This is a genomic window from Rhodothermales bacterium, from assembly GCA_041391505.1.
Classification (GTDB): domain Bacteria; phylum Bacteroidota; class Rhodothermia; order Rhodothermales; family JAHQVL01; genus JAWKNW01.
The window spans coordinates 1-20,074 of record JAWKNW010000003.1; the positions used below are offsets into that span (position 1 = coordinate 1).

Sequence of the window (20,074 nt, forward strand, 5' to 3'; positions counted from 1 at the left end):
ACGCTTCTTCAACGGGTCTCGTGACATTTCATCTTCTCGATGTGCCATTTTGGGGCCAATTCGAAGGTTTTCGTTCCAAACCAACACGTAACGAAGCCTACGCCATGGATCCGGCATCTCCACTAAGTACTGGCCCTGAGTTCATCTCGCGATGAACTCAGGGCTTTTTGTTTTTCCGGACCTCCTCCCCCACCATCACGCCTGCCCGCATAGGCCCCGGATCTACCGAAGCGCGTCGGCCGAAGACGGGGTTGAGGGGCGCATTCAACGCCGATCACGCCGGCATGGCCAACGTCGCGCAACAACCGAACAGGGTTTTCAGGGCACCACCTTCAACACGCCCTGCATCACGCGCCAGTGCCCGGGGACGGTGCACAGGTAGGGATACGACCCCGCATCGTCCGGTATGCGGAAACGGATGCGGACCGTCTGACCGGGATCGACGAGGACGGATGAGGCGAGGACCGACGGGATGCGCGGGACGTACTGCTGCGCGGCGCCGTTCGGCGACTGGGCGAGGGCGTCCGCGGCGGCGCCGATGATCTCGGTGGAGCCGGGCGCGCCGAAGACGACGTTGTGCTGCATCAGGTCGTCGTTGGTGTAGACGAACTCGACGAGCGAGCCGGCCTTGACGGTCAGCTCCTTCACGTCGAAGGCGAGTTGCTGACGCACGGCGCGCAGTTCGACGACGCGGTCGGGCTGCTCTTCATCCATCTGACCGGCCGCCGCGGCCGCGTCGGCCGCACCGCCATAGGTGTACACCACGTGCGCGGCCAGTTCGCCGGGCCGGGTGTAGACCATTTTCTCGTTCAGCCGGCGCTCGATCCGGAAATGCCACGGACCGACCAGGGAGACCTTGCTTCCATCGGATTCTTCGACATACAGGTTGTCGGGCTCGCCGTAAATCCCGCCGCCGCCGGTGTTGTCGTGCACGCGCACGGCGATGACGTTCGTGCCGGCTTTCCATACGTTCGCCGGCAGGTCGTACACACGCACCTTGTTGTAGCCCTCCGTCGCCCCCACCGGCACGCCGTTCACCCAGGTCTGGTCGTTGTCATCGACCATGCCCAGATGGAGGGTGGCGGCGCCGGCGCGCTGCCCCTCCACCGTGCGGATCAGCCAGGCGTCGCCGTCGAAATCGTTGTAGCCTTGCTGATCCCACAACGCGGGGGCGTTGACCGTCTCCCAGTCGGCAAACTCGGCCGGTGACAGCTCCTGCCAGTTGACCACCGTGGTGATGCCCCGGATGCTCGGGGACAGCTGATCGAGGGGCATCGCCCCCGCATCCGACATATAGGCCGCCTGCACGCCGGCGAAATGACGGATCGAAGCGACATAAAACGCCTTGCCGATCCAGTAGTCGCCGTAGTTGACCGGGTTCTTGCTCGCTTCGTAGAGACGCCGGCCGGTTTCTTCGGAGGCCGGGGTGTCGGCGAGGGCGAGGGCGGCGGCGAGACGGGTGTGGGCATCGGGATCCTCCAGCAGGCCGGCAGCGGCGATGGCCCGCGCCGTTTCGGTCGTATGGGGCAATACCTGCGCCGCGGCCTTGCGCACGCCGGCGGACGGATGCTTGAGGGCGCGAAGTGCGGTGTTCGTGACGATGCCGTTGGACCCATCCAGCAGCCCCAGACCGTGCAGCGTCCACAACGCGTGGATGGCGGCGCCGTTGATCCCGATGGCGTCCATCGAGCGGTCTTCCACGAGCGCGATCAGCGCCGGCGCGATGTCGGTCTGGCCCCGCTCGACGAGCAGGCGCTGCCCGGTCGTCCGCCACAGCATGTTATCGGACCGGAGCGCATCGATAAGGCCGTCCGGATCGGTCTTGCTCAGCGACCGGGGCGAATAGGCCGGCGCATCCTTGTAGACGATCCGGTACACGCGCCCGTGCGTCTTGTCGCGGAGATCGGTCACATAGGCATTGCCGTCGCCGGTGCCGAACCCCTGGGGGGTCGGGTTGTGCTGCACGATGAAGTTGTACCAGTCGAGCACCCACACCGCGCCATCCGGCCCGACCTGGGCATGGATCGGGGAGACCCATTCGTCGGCGCTGGAGAGCAGATTCCAGCCGTCTTCCGTCCGGAAGCCGGCGCCGTCGGGCACGATGCGCCCGCGCGCCAGCAGGTGGCCCGTGGGTTCATTGATGAGGGCCGCGCTGTTCCAGAAGGACGGCGGGTAAGCCCGCGCCGTATAGAGGTGATGCCCCGCGGCCGCCGTGAAGCCGCCGAACACATCCACCTGACGCACATTGGGTGTCAGCGGATGAATCTTGTAAAAAGCGCTGATGCCTTCCGACCCCGCGGCGTTGGAGAGCCCCCGCACGCCGTCCAGATACCGGTTCGGGATCGCCATGTACCAGCTCGGGGCATTGTTCGCGGTGGAGCCGAGCACATCGAAGGTTTCGGTGAAACCCAGTCCCCACGTGTTGTTGCTGGTGCGCGTGAGGTACTCGAAATCGCTCCCGTCGGGCCGGAAGCGGTAAAAGCCCTGCCCGAATTGGAACGCCTTGCCGTCGATCTCGCCATCGAATCCCGAATACCCTACCGTACCCCAGATCCGGTTGTCGAGCCCGTACTGGAGGTTCGACGGGCCGGCGTGGGTGTCGAACGTGCCCCATCCGGAAATGAGGGTCTGGCGCACATCGGCGCGGTCGTCCCCATCCGTATCCTTCAGAAACAGGAAGTCGGGCGCCTGCGCCACGATCACCCCGTCGTTGGCGAATGTCAGGCTCGTGGGGATATTCAGCCCTTCCGCAAAAACGGTCACCTTGTCGGCGCGGCCGTCGCCGTCGGTATCCTCGAGGATCTTGATGCGGTCGTCGCCGATCGTCTCGCCGTTCTTGACCTCGTTGGGATAGTCGACCGTCTCGACGACCCAGAGCCGGCCCCGTTCATCGAACGCCATCGTGATCGGGTTGACGATATCTGGTTCGGAGGCGAACAGTTCGAGGCTGAACTCGGCCGGTGTCTGGATGAGCTTCTGCGAATCGCCGGCCGACAGCGGCAGCTGCATCTTCAGCGGCGGATCGCGGCGCTCGTAGTTGGGCAGTTTGGCGTCGACATATTCCGTCGTCGGCACTTCGAATTTGTCCCACTGGGCGCGCGCTTCGTCGCCCACGGCCCAGAGCACGCCGGCCGCGAGGAGATCGTGAAAGGCCGGCTGGGACCAGGTCCGTTCATCGTGCCCCAGGGCGGTGTAAAAGACGCGGCCCTTCCCCTGCGTGCGCACCCAGGTGTAGGGCTCGCGGTGATTGCCCTCGACGCGCTCCATCAGCACCTCGCGATCCGGGGCCAGGCGGGTGTGCACATACGTCTCGTCCCACGTCTCGAACGGCCGCACGCCGGTCATGGCCGGATGGTTTTGACGGGTGATGCGGGCGGTGAAGGTGCCCGTTTCATGCGTGGAAAACTGGCCGCCCACGAGCCGGACGAAGGCCTCCGAGTTACGGAAGCAGTAGGACGCCGAGTGCACCGGAATGAAACCGTGGCCGCTCGCGACGAAGTCGAGCAGCGCCTTCTCCTGCGCCGGCGTGATCTCGTCGTGATTGGCGTAGAGCAGCAGGCCGTCGTAGTGCGACAGCACCTCCGGATCGAGCGCGGCGGCGGGCTCCTCGACGTACGTCACGTGGATGCCCCGCTTCGCAAAGCTGGCGGAGAGGATCGGGGCGTAGGCGGATGCATTATGATGTTCGCTCGCATGGCCCAAGAACAGCAATTCGATGGGCCGGCCGGCCTCGGGCGGCGCCGGCAGCACCTCGGACGGCTCCTGGGCCCGCGCCCCGTGCGGAGATGTGCCGGCGATGAAAGCCGCCATGAGCAGAATCAGCCAGCCGCGAAACCGGCCGGCGTTGGAATGAGCCAGGGAGGTCAACATAAAGCAATCCATGTTTCAGATAGATAGAGAGCGTGTGCCGTAACCGACATGCCGCGTTCGATCAGATAGCGGGATGTCGGCTGCGCGCACGAACAGGTGTTCTCCGCTCAGCCGAGGAGATGGCGCAGAAAACGCAGTCCTTCGCGAGCGAGCGTGTCCGAGTCGGGCGCGAGCGGGCGCCAGATGGCGGCGGCGCGCGCGATGGCCTCCACGCGGTCCGAGAACGTCTCGATGACCACGCGGCCCTCGTAGCCGATGTCCTGGAGGGCGCGGGCGAAATCCTGCCACGGGAGATGGCCGGTCCCGGGCGTGCCCCGGTCGTTTTCTGCCACCTGGACGTGTTTCAGGTGCGCGCCGGCGGCGCGGATGGCGTCGCCCGGGCTCTTCTCCTCGATGCCCAGATGAAACAGGTCGAGCCCGAGCCCGACGGCGGGATGATCGACGCGCGCGATCAGGTCGAGCGCCTGCGCGGTCGTATTGATAAAGCTCGTCTCGAAGCGGTTGAGCGGTTCCAGGGCGAGCGACACCCCGTTGTCGGCGGCATAGGCCCCGAGACGCCGCAGCGTCTCGGCGAGCGACGCCAGATCCCGTTCGCGCTCCGCCGGCGTCTGCACCCAGCAGCGGCCCACGGCGGAATAAAACGGGCCGGCGACGGCCGGCGCATCGAGCGCGGCCGCCAGGTCGATGGCAGCCCGCAGGTAGGTCTCGCCGGCGGCCCGCTCCTCGTCGAGCAACAGGTCGCGCCCGCCGCCGATGACGGCGCATACCGAGATGGCCAGGCCCTCCGCTTCTGCGAGCGTTTTCGCCGCCTGGACGTCGAACTGCCCCGCATATTCCATGGGGATCTCGATGACGTCGTATCCCAGCGCCGCGATGTGGGGGATGAGCCGGCGGAGGACGTCGTCGGTCGCCGGGGAGGTCCAGACCCAGGTACTGATACCCAGTTGCATGTGTCGTTCTTGCTGATTCAACGGACGGTACCCCCTACGCGTGGGGGGATAGGCAGCCTAGCGCGCCAATATAGCCCTTTTGCATTTCAAAGGCTGCCCGGTACCGCTTTCTTTGTGCGCGTGGCGCAAGAACGGGCGATGGGCCGTTCCCGAAAGATCCACCCATCTCCCCTAAAGATCCCCCCTCGTAGGGTACCGGATCAGGACGTACCATGAACAGGGCCCATGAACAGGGCCGCCGGCGTCCGGAGATCCTGCCTTCTGCAGGCCGCGCAAAACCCATCAAACCGAGATTCCTATGCCCCGCAAGCTGCCCGTCGTTGAGATGAAATGGATAGCGGCCGCGCTCTTCGTCTTTGCCGTCCATGGCGCCGCTGCGCAGACGGCCCCGAATTTTGCGCCCGACTGGACGTTCAAGGGCAACGACCTGTCGGCCCTGCACCGGATCGGGCAGACCGAGTGGAAGGCAAGCTCCGGCGTCATCACCGGCGCGCCGAAAGGCCAGGGCGGCTGGCTCCTGTTCGAGCCGGCGTATCAGGACATGCAGTTTGCGCTGCGTTTCCGGTGCGCGTCCGCCTGCGACGCCGGCGTGATGCTGCGCGCGGAGAAAACGGCCGGCGGCGGCTATGAAGGGCTGTTTGTCGCCTTTTCCGACTCGATGGACATCTTCCGGCTCGCCATCGACGCGAACGGACGCGAAATCCGCCGCGAAAGCCTGCGCGCCGCGCGGGTCATGATGCGCATGGCGCCCGCTCCCCAGGCCGGCCCGGTGCCCATGGCGACGGCCGTCCCGATCGAGGACGGCTGGAACGCCCTGCACGTCGACCTCGACGCCAACATCCTCCGCGCCCGCCTCAACGGGTGGGGGCCGTCGACTTCGGGCGCGACCGGCGAGGACCCCGGCGGCTACGGGGTCGTCGCGCTGTATGTGGGCGGATCGGGTGCGGTCGAGTTCGACGGGATCGCCGCGGCCGATGCCAACCGCCGCGCCGTCCCCGGCGAAACGATCTCCAGCCACTTCACGATGCAGCGGCTCGACGAGTTCTACTATGCGTGGGACACCGCGATCGCCGACATCAACCAGGACGGTGTGCAGGACGTGGTTGCCGGCCCCTATTATTACCTCGGGCCGGACTACACGACGCGCCATGAAATCTACTTCGGCGAAACCAACAACCCGAGCACGACCTTCGTCGCCAACATGGTCACGCACGCCTACGATTTCACCGGCGACGGCTGGCCGGACGTCCTGGCGACGGAGTCGCGGCCGATGGTGCTATATGTCAACCCGCGGGGGGAAAGCCGCCGCTGGGATCGCTACGAGGTCATGCCGGGCGTCGTCTCGGAAAACACCCTCTTGCGCGACATGGACGGAGACGGGCTGCCCGAGGTGGTCTACGCGCTCGGCCGGGGCGGCATCCTCGCGTATGCCGAGCCGGACCCGGCGAAGCCGACGGCTCCGTGGACCGTCCACCAGATTTCGGGTGAGATGGGCTTCGGGACGGTGATCCACGGGCTCGGCGCCGGCGACGTCAACGGCGACGGGCGTAACGACATCCTCATCCGCAACGGCTGGTTCGAACAGCCTGCGAAGCCCACGGCGGACGGCACGTGGCCCTTCCACGCGTTCCCCTTCGCCACGGCCGGCTCCATCGAGGGTTCGGGCGGCGGCACCATGACCGTCGTGGACCTGAACGGCGACGGGCTCAACGATGTCGCCACGAGCCTGAACGCCCATGGCTGGGGGATGGCCTGGTTCGAGCAGGTCCGCGAAGCCGGCGGGATCACGTTCAAGCCCCATCTGATCATGGGCGACATGGCGGCGGACAATCCCGGCGATGTCGCCTTTTCCGAGCTGCACGGCGGCGTCGAGACGGCCGACCTCAACGGCGACGGCCTGCCGGACCTTATCACCGGCAAGCGGCACTGGTCGCACCTGGACAGCTCGATCGACCCCGACCCCTACGGCGAGGCCGTCCTCTACGTGTACCGGACGGTCCGCGATGCCCGGGCGCCCGGCGGACTGGCCTTCGAGCCGGAGCTGATTCACAACCGGTCCGGCGTCGGCTCGCAGTTCGAGGTAACCGACCTGAACCAGGACGGCGCGGCCGACATCGTCACCTCCGGCAACCGGGGCACCTTCATCTTCTGGGGGCAGCGACGTTAAGAACGTTCACGGCAGCGCATTCAAAAATCCTTTTCGGAAGGTCATCCTGAACCGCCCTCCGCTTGCGGCCGGCATTCTGCGCCCTGAACCGGTGACCCGGCCGGGGCTACGCGCGAAGTTTTTCGTTAAAGAAGTCGGTGGTTCGCTGCCAGGCCAGCTTCGCGGCGGGTTCGTCGTAGCGCGGCGTGGTGTCGTTATGGAATCCGTGGTTGACGTCCGGATAGATAAACGCCTGGTATTCCTTGTTGTTGGCCTTGAGCGCTTCCTCGTACGCCGGCCATCCCGCGTTGACGCGTTCGTCGAGCCCGGCATAATGCAGCATCAGCGGCGCCCGGATGGCGGGGACGTCCTCGGCCGCCGGCTGGCTGCCATAAAACGGCACCGAGGCCTTGAGGTCGGGCAGGCGCACGGCCATCATGTTGGAGATCCACCCACCGAAACAGAAGCCCACGACGCCGACGTTCCCCGAGCATTGCGGGTGGGCCTTCAGATAGGTGAAGGCGGCGATGAAGTCTTCCAGCATCTCGTTGCGGTCCCGCTTCGCCTGCATCTCCCGGCCTTCGTCATCCGTTCCGGGATACCCGCCCAGCGGCGTCAGCGCGTCGGGCGCGAGTGCGATGAAGTTGGCGAGGCCGGCGCGCCGGCACACGTCCTCGATGTGCGGGTTCAGCCCGCGGTTTTCGTGGACGACGACGATGCCGGGCAGCTTTTGCGTGGCGCCAGCCGGCGCGGACAGCAGGCCGCGGATCGAACCGCCGCCCCGGGGTGATTCGTAGGTTACGTATTCTTCGTCGAGCCGGGCGTCGCCGGCGCGCACCTGCTGCGCCACCGCGTATTTCGGCGAGAGGTAATCCAGGATGGCCGTGGCGGTGAGTCCGCCGACGGCGTAGACCGACACCTGGTCGAGGAAGGCGCGGCGGTTGATGATGCCGTGAACGTACTTATCGAACAGACGGAATACTTCCCGATCCAGATCTTCGTTTTTGATCTCTTTCATGTACCTGACCTCTTTTCCGGGGTTGTGGGGATACGCCGTGGCGGCGCAACAGGCCTGCATGAATATACGGATCCGGACGACGGAAGCACACCCGTCCCCCGCACCAGGGCCATCGCATGCTCGCCGTGGCCGTGAGAAGCGTATGGGAGTTTGGGTGCATGGGGGCATTTTATACCGCAAAACCTCCCATACTCCCATACCGGGAGATGCCTACGTTTGAGAGCATGCGATGGCCCTGATCCCCGCACACGAGGCGAGGCCGGGTCCTCTCCGAACGACCGCTCAGGCGCCGCCTAGCTCAGCGAATAAACCAGCGTAAACAGGTACCACGACTTCACCGGCTCCCCATCGAACTGCGCCGGCTCGAACATCGCGTCTTCCAGGACGCGCAGCACCTCCTCGTCGCATCCAAAACCGATGCCCTTCACGACGACGGGCTCCACGGGCCGCCCGGCCTCATCCACCATCATCCGCACGATCACGCGCCCTTCGATGCCGGCGCGGCGCGCCCGGATCGGGTACTGGACGCGGCCACGCACGACGTCTTCGTCCTGCATCACCGCCGGCGCGTCGGGGCGGATGAAGACGCCATTTTCGTCGGTTACGCTCGCCCGCAAGGCCTTTTGCGCTTCCAGCCGTGCTTCCGTCGCCGCGATGACGTCCAGCGAATCCCGCACGGCCGCGATGCGCCCGGTGAGGTAGGCGTCATCCGGACGGAAGGTGGCGGCGGATTCGTAGCGGGCGAGCGCCTCTTCCAGGTTGCCGAGGCGGAAGAGCACATCGCCCTGTCCGCGCAGGTACTGATACTGCGATTCGGCTTCCAGGGCTTCGGCGAGGCTGTCTGCGTTGACGGGCGCCGGCATGGCAACCGGCGGCGTAGCCGGCGCGGCCGGCTCTGCTTGCGGCGGCGGGGCCGTGACGGAGGCTGTCGCCGGCGGCGGGGCGGCTGCCACGACGACGGTGGGCTGCGGAACCGGCGCCGGGGCACTGGCGGCAGGTTCGGTGGCCGGCGAGCGCGGCGCTGTCGGAGACGCCGCTTCGGCGGGCGCGGGAGCCGCTTCGGCGGGCGCGGGAGCTGCTTCGACGGGCGCGGGAGCTGCTTCGACGGGCGCGGGAGCCGCTTCGGCGGGCGTCGGGACGGACGGCGCTTCCGCGCTTCCGAAGAGCGATGCGAGGATGGCGCGGCCATTCGCGGCCATATCGCGATCGAGCGCAAAAGCCGTCGCGACGGCCAGAAAGAGCAGTGCGAGCACGCTGACGACGAGCCAGACCGGGTTCGCGGGGCGGCGCGACCCGTCGTCCGACGCGGCGTGGGCGACGAGGCGATTCCCGGTCGGGGCGACCGCCCGATCGCTCGAACGCGAGGGCACGTCGCCGGCTGGTGAAGAAGACCGTTTTTTCATGGCACGATCCGTTCGGTTGCGACCACGTCGCCCCCAGTTGGACAGGGTAGAGAGATAGGTTTCGCCCGCGGCCGGCGAGGGCTCGGCGAGCGCGGCGGCCGGCTTCCGGGAAGGGCGATCATCGGGCGCCGGGAGGGTCGGGAAGTCGAAGGCGAGGTCCGGCAGCTCCGTCAGGCCGTCGCCGAAGACCGCGTCCATGCATTCGGCAAGCAGGGCGCCGGCGGTCGCCGGCCGGTCCGCGCCGCTGAACGAAAGCGCCCGGGCGAGCACGGCGCAGAGGGGCCGGGAGACGAACGGCGACCCTTTCAGGACCTCCAGCATCCGGGCGTGCTGGCCCTTGTTGTTCACCTGGGGCAGCGCCATCCCCGTGAGCATAAAAAACAGCGTCGCCGCGCACCCGTAGATATCCCACCAGGGGCCGGCCTCGACATCGGCGTTCAACAACTCGGGCGGGGCGTAACCCCGGACTCGCAAATCGTTGACCTCACCCGTCAGCTGCGCCAGCTGAAGGCGCGCCGCCTGGAAATGATGGAGCACCGGCTGCCCCGTCTCAGCGATGAGGATCGTCTGGGGGGCTACCGTTCCGTACGCCAGACCCGCCTGATGGCACACATCGAGCCCCTCCAGCAGCGGCACGAGCAGGCCGAGCGCCTCGTCCTGCGAAAGCCGCCCTCCGCGCTCCGCGACATAGTTGGCGAGCGTCACGCCGGCGACAAAATCACTGATGCGATAGACCGTGCCGTGTTCGTGAACGGCGTGGAGGCGGTCCACGATATTAGGATGGAATACCGCCTGAAGCCGTTCGATCTCCTGGGCGAATACCGCATGGCCGTACGTGAACAACTCGGCATCCTGCGGCACGACCTCGCGCCCGTCCTCGGCGCGGCGCGCGAGCGAGATCGGGAAATATTCCCGCACGACGACATGCTTCTGCGTGGCCGTTTCGAGCGCGAGATAGGAGATGTCGATGGGCCCCGGGCTGCCCAGCACACTCTCGAGGGCATAGCGTTGGCCGATAATCACATTTTCAGATAAGACCATGTGAATGGTAGCGGGCGGTTATGGGAGTAGCCGATGCATCCTCATAAATTGGTGAATCGGCGCGTTTTTTTGCGCGGGGATCCACCCATTCATCCACGTCTTTTGGCGCACTTTCGATAAGCCATTGCTTTATGCGCCACGGGTTTCCACGGACATAACACTTCAATAAGGGGATCCAGATTTCTTGCGTCGATGGTATGGAAAGCCATCACGCCGGCGCCGTGCCGTCCCTAAACTGACCGCCTATCGCTCTCGCTCCCCCCCACTCCCACAGCATTACCCTCGCCCTTTCTGTACTGATGAAGGTACTTTACGCCTCCGTATGCCTTCTTGTGACCTTGCAGGCTGTCGTTTACACCGGCCAGGCCCAGGAACGCGCAACCCTTGTCGGGCTCGTCACCGACGCCGCCACCCGCACGCCGCTCTACGGAGCCAGCATCTTCCTGAACACACGCGCCGGCACGACGCTCAAAAGCACCGTCGCGGATGTCGATGGCCGTTTCCAGGTCGACGACATCGAGCCGGGCGCCTATACCCTTGAGGTCAACTACATCGCCTACATCGGCTTCACGATCGACCTCGATCTGTCGGCCAACGAACTCCGGACGATCAACGCCACGCTGACGGAGGAGCCGATCAGCCTGGGCTCCGTGGTGGTCACGGCGTCGCGAACGTCGGAAAAGGCGCTGGATGCGCCGGCGTCGGTATCGCTCATCGACGCGAAGGGGATCCAGCAGGATGTGGCGCCTTCGACCATCGCCGCGCTGCGGAACGCGATCGGCGTGGATGTCGCCCAGACGAGCTTCGACCACACCCAGATCGCGTTTCGAGGCTTCAACACGCCCAACATCAGCAACATCTATGTGCTGAACGACTACCGCCCGACGATCGGGCCCGAGGGCCTGGCCTATTACAGCATCATGACGGCCACGCAGATCGATCTCGATCACATGGAAGTGGTCCGCGGGCCGGCCTCCGCGCTCTACGGCGCCGGCGGCGACGAGGGGGTGCTCCACATCATCACCAAGGACCCCTTCGCCTATCCCGGAACGACCCTCGCCGTCCAGGGAGGCGAACGCTCGAGCCTGGGTGCGCAATACCGTCACGCCGGCGTGATCGACAACCGATGGGGCTACAAGCTCACCGCCATGTACGCCCAGGCCCAGGAATGGCCGTATCGCCCGGAGGACCCGCTCGATCTGCTCCAGCTCGAACGAGAGGTCGTCGAACGGGAAACCGACTACTCCAAGTTCGGCGTCACCGGCATGGTAAAATACCGGCTAAGTCAGCCGGTGTCGCTCACCGCCAACATCGGGTACTCCGAGCTGAACGGTTTCCTGCTGTCCGATCTGGCTCAGTTTCAGGTCAAGAACATGAAGGACCTGTTCGGCCAGCTCCGGCTGCAGGCCGGCGACCTCTTTGCGCAGATCTATGCGAACGTCCGCAACGACGGCGATTCCTACGCCTATTCCACCCCCCTCCCCATCGAACAGGACGGCGGCCGGTTCGGCGCCCAGATCCAGTACCAATTCAACTCCCGCGACGAGCGCTCCCGCTTCACGTTCGGGTTGGACGGCGAGGCGTTCTCGCTGGAAACGGAGGGCACCCTCAATGGCCGGTTCGAGGAGAACGACGCCATCCGGCTGCTGGGCGGGTATGCCCAGACGGCGCACCGGCTTTCCGAAGCGGTCGACCTGACCGTGGCGCTGCGCGCCGACTGGAGCAACGTCTACCAGGACATCCAGATCTCGCCGCGTATCGCCACCGTGTTCAAACTGGCGCCGCAGCAGACGCTGCGTCTGTCCTTCAACACGGCCTTCGCCGCGCCGACGAGTTACCAGTTTTTCCTCGACATCCCGTTCTATTTCCCGCTGGACGACACGCGCAACATCGTCATCCAGATGCAGGGATCGGGCTCCTACACCTTCGATCGTTTCCGCCAGCAACAGGCCGCCCGTCTGGTGCTGCCGGTCGACGGCCTTTTCGGCGAAGACATCTCCCTTTCCGCCATCCCGCTGGCCCCGTTCTACGGCGTTGCGGCGGCTACCGGCCTCATCGACCGGCTCCGGTCCGCGGAGCCCCTGCAGGGCCTGCCCCTCTCGGCGGAGCAGCGCAACGTGCTGGCGGACTTGCTGGGTTATACGGCCCTCGCCGGCTCGCTCGGTCCCTCCACAACCGGTTCGGCCTTCATCGGCGTGCCGAATTTCAGCGAAGGCGGCGTCATCCCCCTGAGCAGCCCGATCGACGTGCGGCCGCTCGAGCAGACGACCACCCGGACGTTCGAAGTCGGCTACAAAGGGCTTTTCGCGGACAACGCGCTGTTTTTGATCGACATCTACTACAACCAGAAGAAGAACTTCGTAGCGCCGATCGCGCTCAGCTCGCCGTTCGTGTATCTGAACGGCACCGGCCTCTCGAGGGATCTCACGGCGGCCCTGAACACCCTCTTCGCCTCCTCGGCAGACCCAACCCTCCAGTTCCTGCTCGGCAGCGCACAGGCGTCAGGACTCACCCCGGGGCAGTCGGCCGAGATCCTCGCCGCGCTCGTGGGCACTTCGCTCAACGAATTCCCGCTGGGCGTGATCCAGCCCGACCAGGAGGTTCTGGTCAACGAGGACCCCAACGCCGTCCCGATTCTCGCGTCCTACATCAACTACGGCCAGGTGCAGTACTGGGGTATCGACGCCGCCCTGGAATTTTTCGCCCACGACGACTATTCCCTCTTCGCCAACCTGTCGGTCGTGAGCGACGACTTCTTCGACGCCTCGGATCTCGGCGAAACCAACACCGATTTCCAGCTCGCGCTCAACGCGCCGTCGTTCAAGTTCAAACTCGGCGGCGAATACCGACTGCCCGGCGGGTTCTCGGTCAACGCCTCCGGTCGGTATAATAAAGGGTTTCCGGTGCGCGCCGGCCTGTTGACGGGCCGCGTCGACCCGTATTTTCTGCTCGATCTCGGTTTCGGACAGGACTTTAGCGATCGGGTGCCCGGTCTTCGCATGGACGTCATGGTGCAGAACGCCCTGAAGAACGAACACCGCGAGTTCGTCGGCGCGCCGCGCATCGGCCGGCTTACCCAGCTGCGCCTCACCTATACCCTCGAGTAAAAGCCCCCTTCCCCCATGAAGCTACCTGATACGCCGGCCTTCGCAGGCCGCGACCTCCAGCGGCCGGAGTGCGTCCTCTGCACGCGCCGCGGCGACCTCTTCGTCTCGGACCGGCGCGGCGGCGTGATGCGCATCCATCCCGATGGCCGGCAAACCCTGATCCTGCCCGATTTGCCCGCGGATGTCCCGCCCCTGTGGCCCAACGGCATCGCGCTCCTGCCGGACGGATCGTGGCTGGTGGCCGATCTGAGCGAGGCGCACGCCGGCGTGTGGCGGCTCCATGCTTCCGGACGCCTCGAGCCGTTTCTTCGCGCGGTCGACGGCGTCCCCCTGCCTTCGGCCAATTTCGTCATGACGGACCGGCAGGACCGCGTCTGGATCACCGTCAGCTCCCGGATGGCGCCCCGGACGCTCGACTTCCAGCCGGATGCGGCCTCCGGCTTTGTCGTGCTCGTCGACCCACGCGGGGCGCGTATCGTGGCGGACGGACTGGGATTCACGAACGAGTGCCGGCTCGACGCCGACGAGCGCTGGCTCTACGTCAACGAGACCTTCGGGCGGCGCATCACCCGCTTCCGCGTCGCGCCGGACGGTACGCTGGCCGAGCGCGAGGTCTTCGCCACCTTCGGCGCCGGCACGTTTCCGGACGGCCTCGCCCTCGACATCGAGGGCGGGTTATGGCTCACCAGCATCGTCAGCAACCGCCTGATTCGTATCGCCCCGGATGGCGCGCAGGAGATCGTGCTGGAGGATGCCGACGCCGGCCACATCGCGCGCGCCGAGGCCGCCTATCACGCGCGCACGATGGACCGCGCGCATCTGGACACCGTCGAGAGCCACGTGCTGCGCAACATCTCCTCCGTCGCCTTCGGGGGGCCCGACCTGCGAACGATGTACCTGGGATCGCTGCTCGGAGACCGCGTGGTCGCCATCCGATCGCCCGTCGCCGGCCTGCCGCTGGCGCACTGGGACATCGCCCCGGCCGGGTAGACCGGTTGCTGTTCTCGGGGCTGAAATCGTATTATGAGTTTTATTCAGCCCCAAACCAGCAGGCGACCCATGCAACGCATCCTCTCCGTGCTCCTCGTCACCCTTCTCGTCGGCGCCCATTCCCCCGACCCCACCCGGACCCGAAATGGGCTGCCGCGCAGCACGCCGGAGGCGGAAGGCGTGTCGTCCCGCGCGATCCTCGACTTCATCGAGGCGGCGGACGCCGAGATCGACGCGATGAACAGCTTCATGCTGGTCCGGCACGGCAAGGTGATCGCCGAGGGCTGGTGGTCGCCCTACAACGCCGAGAGCCCGCACGTCCTCTACTCGCTGAGCAAGAGTTTCACCTCGACGGCGGTCGGTCTCGCGATTTCCGAGGGGCGCTTCAGCAAATACGACCCCGTGATCGGCTTTTTTCCGGACGACGTCCCGGCGAATCCGAGCGACAACCTGAAAGCCATGCGCGTGCACGACCTGCTGCGCATGTCCGCCGGCCATGAAGACGAGGTGGCGCTCCAGGGGCAGGAAAACTGGATCCGGGCGTTCCTGGCGCATCCGGTGCCGCACATCCCGGGCACGCATTTCAAGTACAACACGCCGGCGACGTTCATGCTCTCGGCCATCGTGCAGGAAACGACCGGGCAGACGGTGTTCGATTACCTGAAGCCGCGGCTGTTCGAGCCGCTCGACATCCAGGAGCCCGTCTGGGATACCAATCCCCAGGGTATCTCACTGGGCGGCTACGGCCTGAACGTCCGTACGGAAGACATTGCGAAGCTGGGCCAGCTTTATCTCCAGAAGGGGCAGTGGAACGGCAAACAGATCATCCCGGCCGAGTGGGCGGAGGCGGCGACGCGTCTCCAGACGTCCAACGGCGGCAGCCCGACGAGCGACTGGCATCAGGGGTACGGCTACCAGTTCTGGCGCTCGCGCCACAACACCTACCGGGGCGACGGGGCGTTCGGCCAGTACTGCATGGTGATCCCCGAGCACGACGCCGTCATCGCGATCACGAGCGGCGTGCGGGACATGCAGCAGGTGATGAATCTGGTGTGGGACAAGCTCCTGCCGGCCCTGGCGGGCGAGGCGGCGCTGCCCGAGGCGCCGGCGGCGCACGAGGCCCTGACGGCGCGGCTCGCGAGCCTGCAGGTGAAGCCCGCCCCGGGGCAACCGACCTCCAAGCTCGCGCGGCGTGTATCCGGCAAGCGATTCGTCTTCCCCGAAAACGACCAGGGCGTGACGTCGATGACGTTCGATTTCCGCTCGAAGACGCCGTCGTTGACGGTAGAGACCGGGGCCGGCGAAAGCCGGATCCCCATCGGGTACGGCACGTGGGCGACGGGCAGGTCCTCGTATGCGAACGGGATCGAGTCGTTTACCTCCGTCCACATGCCCGACGCCCCCGTGGGCGCCTCGGGCGGCTGGTCGGCGGACGACACCTTCGAGCTCAAGCTCGTGGTATACGAGTCGCCGTTTTACACCAGCATGACGTTCCGTTTCGACGGCGACACTGTGACGGTCGACGGCATTCGCAACCCGTCGCGGGGCGAACGCGCCTCGCCGCAGCTGGTGGGTACGGCGAAATGATCGCCGGCGCCAGCCTCATTCCCCAAAGTATTTCTTCCGCACGCTCTCGGGCTGCCAGCGGTCGGGCGAGCGCGTGAAGGTACGGTAGTCGTACTCCATCGGCATCCGTTCTTCCGACGTGAGCGGATGCGGGTCATGGGCGCGCTGCTGCCAGTCCGCCAGGAGCTCCATGAGATGGGCGACGCGTTCGGCCTGATCGGGCGACTCGGCGAGATTGTTCAGCTCGTTTGGATCGGCGGCGAGGTTGAAGAGCTGGTTGTAGTGCAGTTTCGGGTAGCGGATCAGCTTCCAGTCTCCTTCGTGTACCGACCGCATGAGGTCCTCGTACGTCGTGAAGAGCGAGGGGCGGACGGCGCCCTCCTCACCGCGCCACAGCGGCGCGAGATCGACGCCTTCCGAGCCCTCGACGGTGGGCAGTCCGAGCCGGCGGACGAGCGTGGGAAAGATATCGTAGAGGTAGGTGTACGCGTCCGTTTCGCCGTGCGGGATGCCCGGGCCGGCGAAGACCAGCGGCACCCGGCTGCTGTGCTCGTACAGGCTTTGTTTACCGAGCAAGCCGTGGCTGCCCAGCGCCAGGCCGTTATCGGCCGCGAAGACGACGAGGGTGTTGTCCGCCTTGCCCGCGCGGCGCAGCGCGGCGAGGATGCGTCCGATCTGGGCGTCGGTGTGGGTGACGAGGCCGTAATATTCCGCGAGCTGGGCGCGTATGACCGACTCGGTTCGCGGCCACGCCGCGAGTTGCTCGTCGCGTCCGGTGAGCCATCCGTTGTGGAAGGGATGCGCCGGCATGAAGTTGGCCGGGAGCGGCACCGCGTCGGGCGGGTACATCTCCGCGTAGGGTCCGGGCGGGGTGCGGGGATCGTGTGGCGTGCTGAAGGCCACATAGGCCAGAAACGGCGTGTCGGAGCCCGACTGCGCCGCGAGAAAGTCGATGGCGGCATCCGCGTACAGCTCGGCGGAGAAGCTCATCGTGTCGGGGTCGGTATAGGTGCCGTCCGGCTTGAGATCGCGCACCGGCACCTTGAAATGGTCGGCCATCCCACCGAAAAAGACGCGCCGGCCAACCGAAAAACTGCGCGCGAACGAAGCCTGGCTGTTGTGCCATTTGCCCGTACCGAACGTGGTATAGCCCCGTCCCCGCATCATTTCCGGATAGGTCGCCACCGTATCCAGGTTGTCGTACACATTAAACAGGCTGCGCCCGCTCATGAGCATGGCCCGGCTTGGCGCGCACACGGCGCCGTGGTGCGACCCCATCACGTAGTTGCGCCGGAAGCTGAAGCCCGTGCCGATGAGGCTGTCCATCGTCGGCGTGCGGATGGCCGGATTGTCGTAGGCTCCGATGGCGTCGGCGCGTTGATCGTCGGTAAAGAGGATGAGGATGTTGGGCGTGCCAGGCGGCGGGGGTGGCGCGGCCGGCTCGGGCCGGCGGCAGCCCGTGAGGGCGAGGATCGTCATCAGCAACGCGGCCGACAGCGCGGACAGATCGCGAACGTTCATAACAGTCGAGTCGAGGAAGGCTGGCGGGATACGGATCGCCGGTATCCGAAGCAGGCTACCGGTTCGGGGCATGGGATGCCGGGCCGGCCACAATATATACATTTAACATTTCTAAGCGATTTTGCAGCCGTGTGGGGCCCCTGGAAGTGAACTCAACCGGATTGTAGACGTTCATGCTTGCCGCCCCCCTATCCGGGGCGCTCCCTTCCTTCAGGCACGCCACGTTCGAATCTCCGGTGGATCTTCGAAAATACATTGCTCCCGACCAGGCCGTCTTCCCGGCGTTGCTGGACCACATCACGGATGTGTGCCTGGCTATCGACACAGAGGGACGGATTCGATTTGCCAACCGGGCCAGCGAGCGGCTCATGCGCCGGCCGCTGGATCAGCTTGCCGGCTTGCACTTGTTCACGCTGGTGCACGAGGACGATCACGCGGCGATCACCGAACTCCTGACCCAGCTGGCCGAGTCCCCGGAGGACGTGCTCCACCACACGTTCCGCCTCGCGGTGAACGACGCGACACGCATCCTCGAATCCACCTGGTCCACGGCGCGTCGATCCGATACCGAGATCCTCTTCTTGATGAACGCCCACGACGCCACGGAGCGGGTAAGCGCCCAGATGAAGGTCCGGCAGCGGGAGGAGGAGCTGGCGCGGGCCGAACGGGTCGCGCAGCTGGCTACGTGGGAGCGCAACCTGACGACAAATCAATTCTCGGCGTCGAAACAGTTGCTCGAGATTTACGGGATCTCGCGCGATTCGAACATAGCGTTCAAGGATCTGGCGCGTTTTGTCCCGCCGGAGGACCTCGCGATGGTCCAGGAATCGATGCACCATGCCCAGCAGTCGCTGGGCTCGATCGCTATCGATCACCGCATCACCCGGATGGACGGGCAGGAACGCATCGTGCACATCCGCGGGACGGTGGAGCTGAACGGGAAAGACTTCATCATGTACGGCACCGCACAGGACGTGACGGAGATGCGCACGATGGAGCGCGCCCTGCGCGCGAGCGAACAGCGGTTCCGGGCCATCTTCGATTCCACGTTCCAGTTCATCGGGCTGATGAAGCCGGACGGGACGCTGATCGAAGCCAACGAGACGGCGCTTCGTTTCGCCGGCGTGGAGCGGGAGGACGTGATCGACCGGCCGTTCTGGGATTGCTACTGGTGGTCGATCGGCACGGCGCAGCAGGAGCGCCTCAAGGAAGCGGTGCGTGTGGCCGCCAGCGGGCGGTTCGTCCGCTACAATACCGAAGTGTACGGCGCCGGGGAACGGCTGACGACCATCGACTTCAGCATCAAGCCGATTTTCGGGGCGGACGGGCAGGTCGTCATGCTCATCCCGGAAGGCCGCGACATCACAGATGAGATGGCGGCCCAGCGCGCGCTCCAGAACAGCGAAGCCCTCTATCGCTCGCTCGTGACGAGCCTGAGCGACGGGGTGTTGCTCATCGACGCCGACGGACAGATCGTGGCCACCAACCCGAGCGCCGAACGCATGCTCGGGCAGCCCGAGCACGTGCTTATCGGACGCAATGTGCGGGATGACTGGCACGCCGTGCGCGAGGACGGCTCGGCGCTGTCGCCCGAGGAATACCCCGCGGTCCGCGCGCTCGAGAGCCGCGAGCCGCTCCGCAATCAGGTGATCGGCTTGCAGATGCCCGCCGGCGGCATGCGGTGGGTATCGATCAATGCCGAGCCCATCGCCCGGTTCGAGGGCGGGTACGACAATGCCGTGGTGCTCTCGCTGACGGACCTGACGTCGCGCATCCGGCATGAAGAGCAGCTGCAGCGGTCGCACCGCCGGCTGCGCGAACTCGCCGCCCAGCTGCACTCCGCGCAGGAGGAAGAACGCGCCCGCATCGCCCGCGAGGTGCACGACGTGCTCGGCCAGGCCATGACGTCGCTCCGCCTCGACATCGTATGGCTGCTCGACCACTATCCCGTCGATGACCCCGCCTTCAGCAAGCGCGCCAACGCCACGCTGAAACTGGTGGAGGAGACGATCACCACCGTGCGCCGGATCTCCCACGAGCTTCGGCCGGGCGTGCTCGATCACTTCGGCCTGCCGACCGCGATCGAGTGGCTGTGCGAACAGCACCAGCAGCGGACCGACATCGCGTTCACGACGGTCGACGAAACGGACGGTCTGATCGACGATTTAGACCCCAAGCTCGCTATCGCACTGTTTCGTATCTTCCAGGAAGCGCTGAACAACGTCATGAAGCATGCGGATGCCGCCTCCGTGCGGACCCATCTCGAGATCGTCGGCGATTCGCTCCGTGTCGAGATTGCCGACGACGGGCGCGGTATCACGCCCGACGACATCGAACACGCGACTTCGCTCGGATTGCTGAACATGCGCGAACGTATCCTCCCCTGGAACGGCACCATTTCCATCGCCGGCGAACCGGACCAGGGCACCTGCATTACCGTCACCGTCCCACTCCCTTAAGCC

General features: G+C 65.8%; 10 protein-coding genes. 5 read left to right on the forward strand and 5 right to left on the reverse strand.

The window, feature by feature from the left end:
• Nucleotides 1-318: 318 nt before the first annotated feature.
• Entirely contained in the window at nt 319-3,870 is a 3,552-nt protein-coding gene (locus R2834_03645; protein ID MEZ4699401.1) for a ThuA domain-containing protein, read from the reverse strand.
• Nucleotides 3,871-3,977: 107 nt separating this feature from the next.
• Nucleotides 3,978-4,820: a sugar phosphate isomerase/epimerase gene (locus tag R2834_03650; protein ID MEZ4699402.1), complete on the reverse strand. Its 843-nt coding sequence runs from the start codon at nt 4,818-4,820 to the stop codon at nt 3,978-3,980.
• Between the two features lie 298 nt (nt 4,821-5,118).
• Between R2834_03650 and R2834_03655 the strand changes: the two genes are divergently transcribed.
• Nucleotides 5,119-6,987 (forward strand): family 16 glycoside hydrolase, encoded by a 1,869-nt coding sequence (locus tag R2834_03655; protein ID MEZ4699403.1) that lies wholly within the window; start codon nt 5,119-5,121, stop codon nt 6,985-6,987.
• Between the two features lie 106 nt (nt 6,988-7,093).
• Here R2834_03655 and R2834_03660 read toward each other — a convergent pair whose 3' ends face one another.
• Together R2834_03660 and R2834_03665 are read right to left on the reverse strand one after the other, a co-directional pair.
• Nucleotides 7,094-7,984 (reverse strand): dienelactone hydrolase family protein, encoded by an 891-nt coding sequence (locus R2834_03660; GenBank protein MEZ4699404.1) that lies wholly within the window; start codon nt 7,982-7,984, stop codon nt 7,094-7,096.
• Nucleotides 7,985-8,277: 293 nt separating this feature from the next.
• Nucleotides 8,278-10,428 (reverse strand): TonB family protein, encoded by a 2,151-nt coding sequence (locus tag R2834_03665; GenBank protein ID MEZ4699405.1) that lies wholly within the window; start codon nt 10,426-10,428, stop codon nt 8,278-8,280.
• 299 nt (nt 10,429-10,727) lie between these two features.
• On the opposite strand from R2834_03665, the gene R2834_03670 reads away from it, so the two are divergent.
• The 3 genes from R2834_03670 (at nt 10,728) to R2834_03680 (ending at nt 16,112) form a co-directional block, all read left to right on the forward strand.
• On the forward strand, nt 10,728-13,535 hold the full coding sequence (locus tag R2834_03670; protein MEZ4699406.1) for a TonB-dependent receptor: 2,808 nt from the start codon (nt 10,728-10,730) through the stop codon (nt 13,533-13,535).
• 15 nt (nt 13,536-13,550) lie between these two features.
• The gene (locus R2834_03675; protein MEZ4699407.1) at nt 13,551-14,525 is read left to right on the forward strand and encodes an SMP-30/gluconolactonase/LRE family protein; all 975 of its coding nucleotides are present in this window, start codon (nt 13,551-13,553) and stop codon (nt 14,523-14,525) included.
• Between the two features lie 69 nt (nt 14,526-14,594).
• The gene (locus R2834_03680) at nt 14,595-16,112 is read left to right on the forward strand and encodes a serine hydrolase (GenBank protein ID MEZ4699408.1); all 1,518 of its coding nucleotides are present in this window, start codon (nt 14,595-14,597) and stop codon (nt 16,110-16,112) included.
• Between the two features lie 15 nt (nt 16,113-16,127).
• Here R2834_03680 and R2834_03685 read toward each other — a convergent pair whose 3' ends face one another.
• On the reverse strand, nt 16,128-17,612 hold the full coding sequence (locus R2834_03685; GenBank protein ID MEZ4699409.1) for a sulfatase-like hydrolase/transferase: 1,485 nt from the start codon (nt 17,610-17,612) through the stop codon (nt 16,128-16,130).
• 236 nt (nt 17,613-17,848) lie between these two features.
• On the opposite strand from R2834_03685, the gene R2834_03690 reads away from it, so the two are divergent.
• Nucleotides 17,849-20,071, forward strand: a complete 2,223-nt coding sequence (locus tag R2834_03690) for a PAS domain S-box protein (protein ID MEZ4699410.1) — start codon at nt 17,849-17,851, stop codon at nt 20,069-20,071.
• Nucleotides 20,072-20,074: the final 3 nt, after the last annotated feature.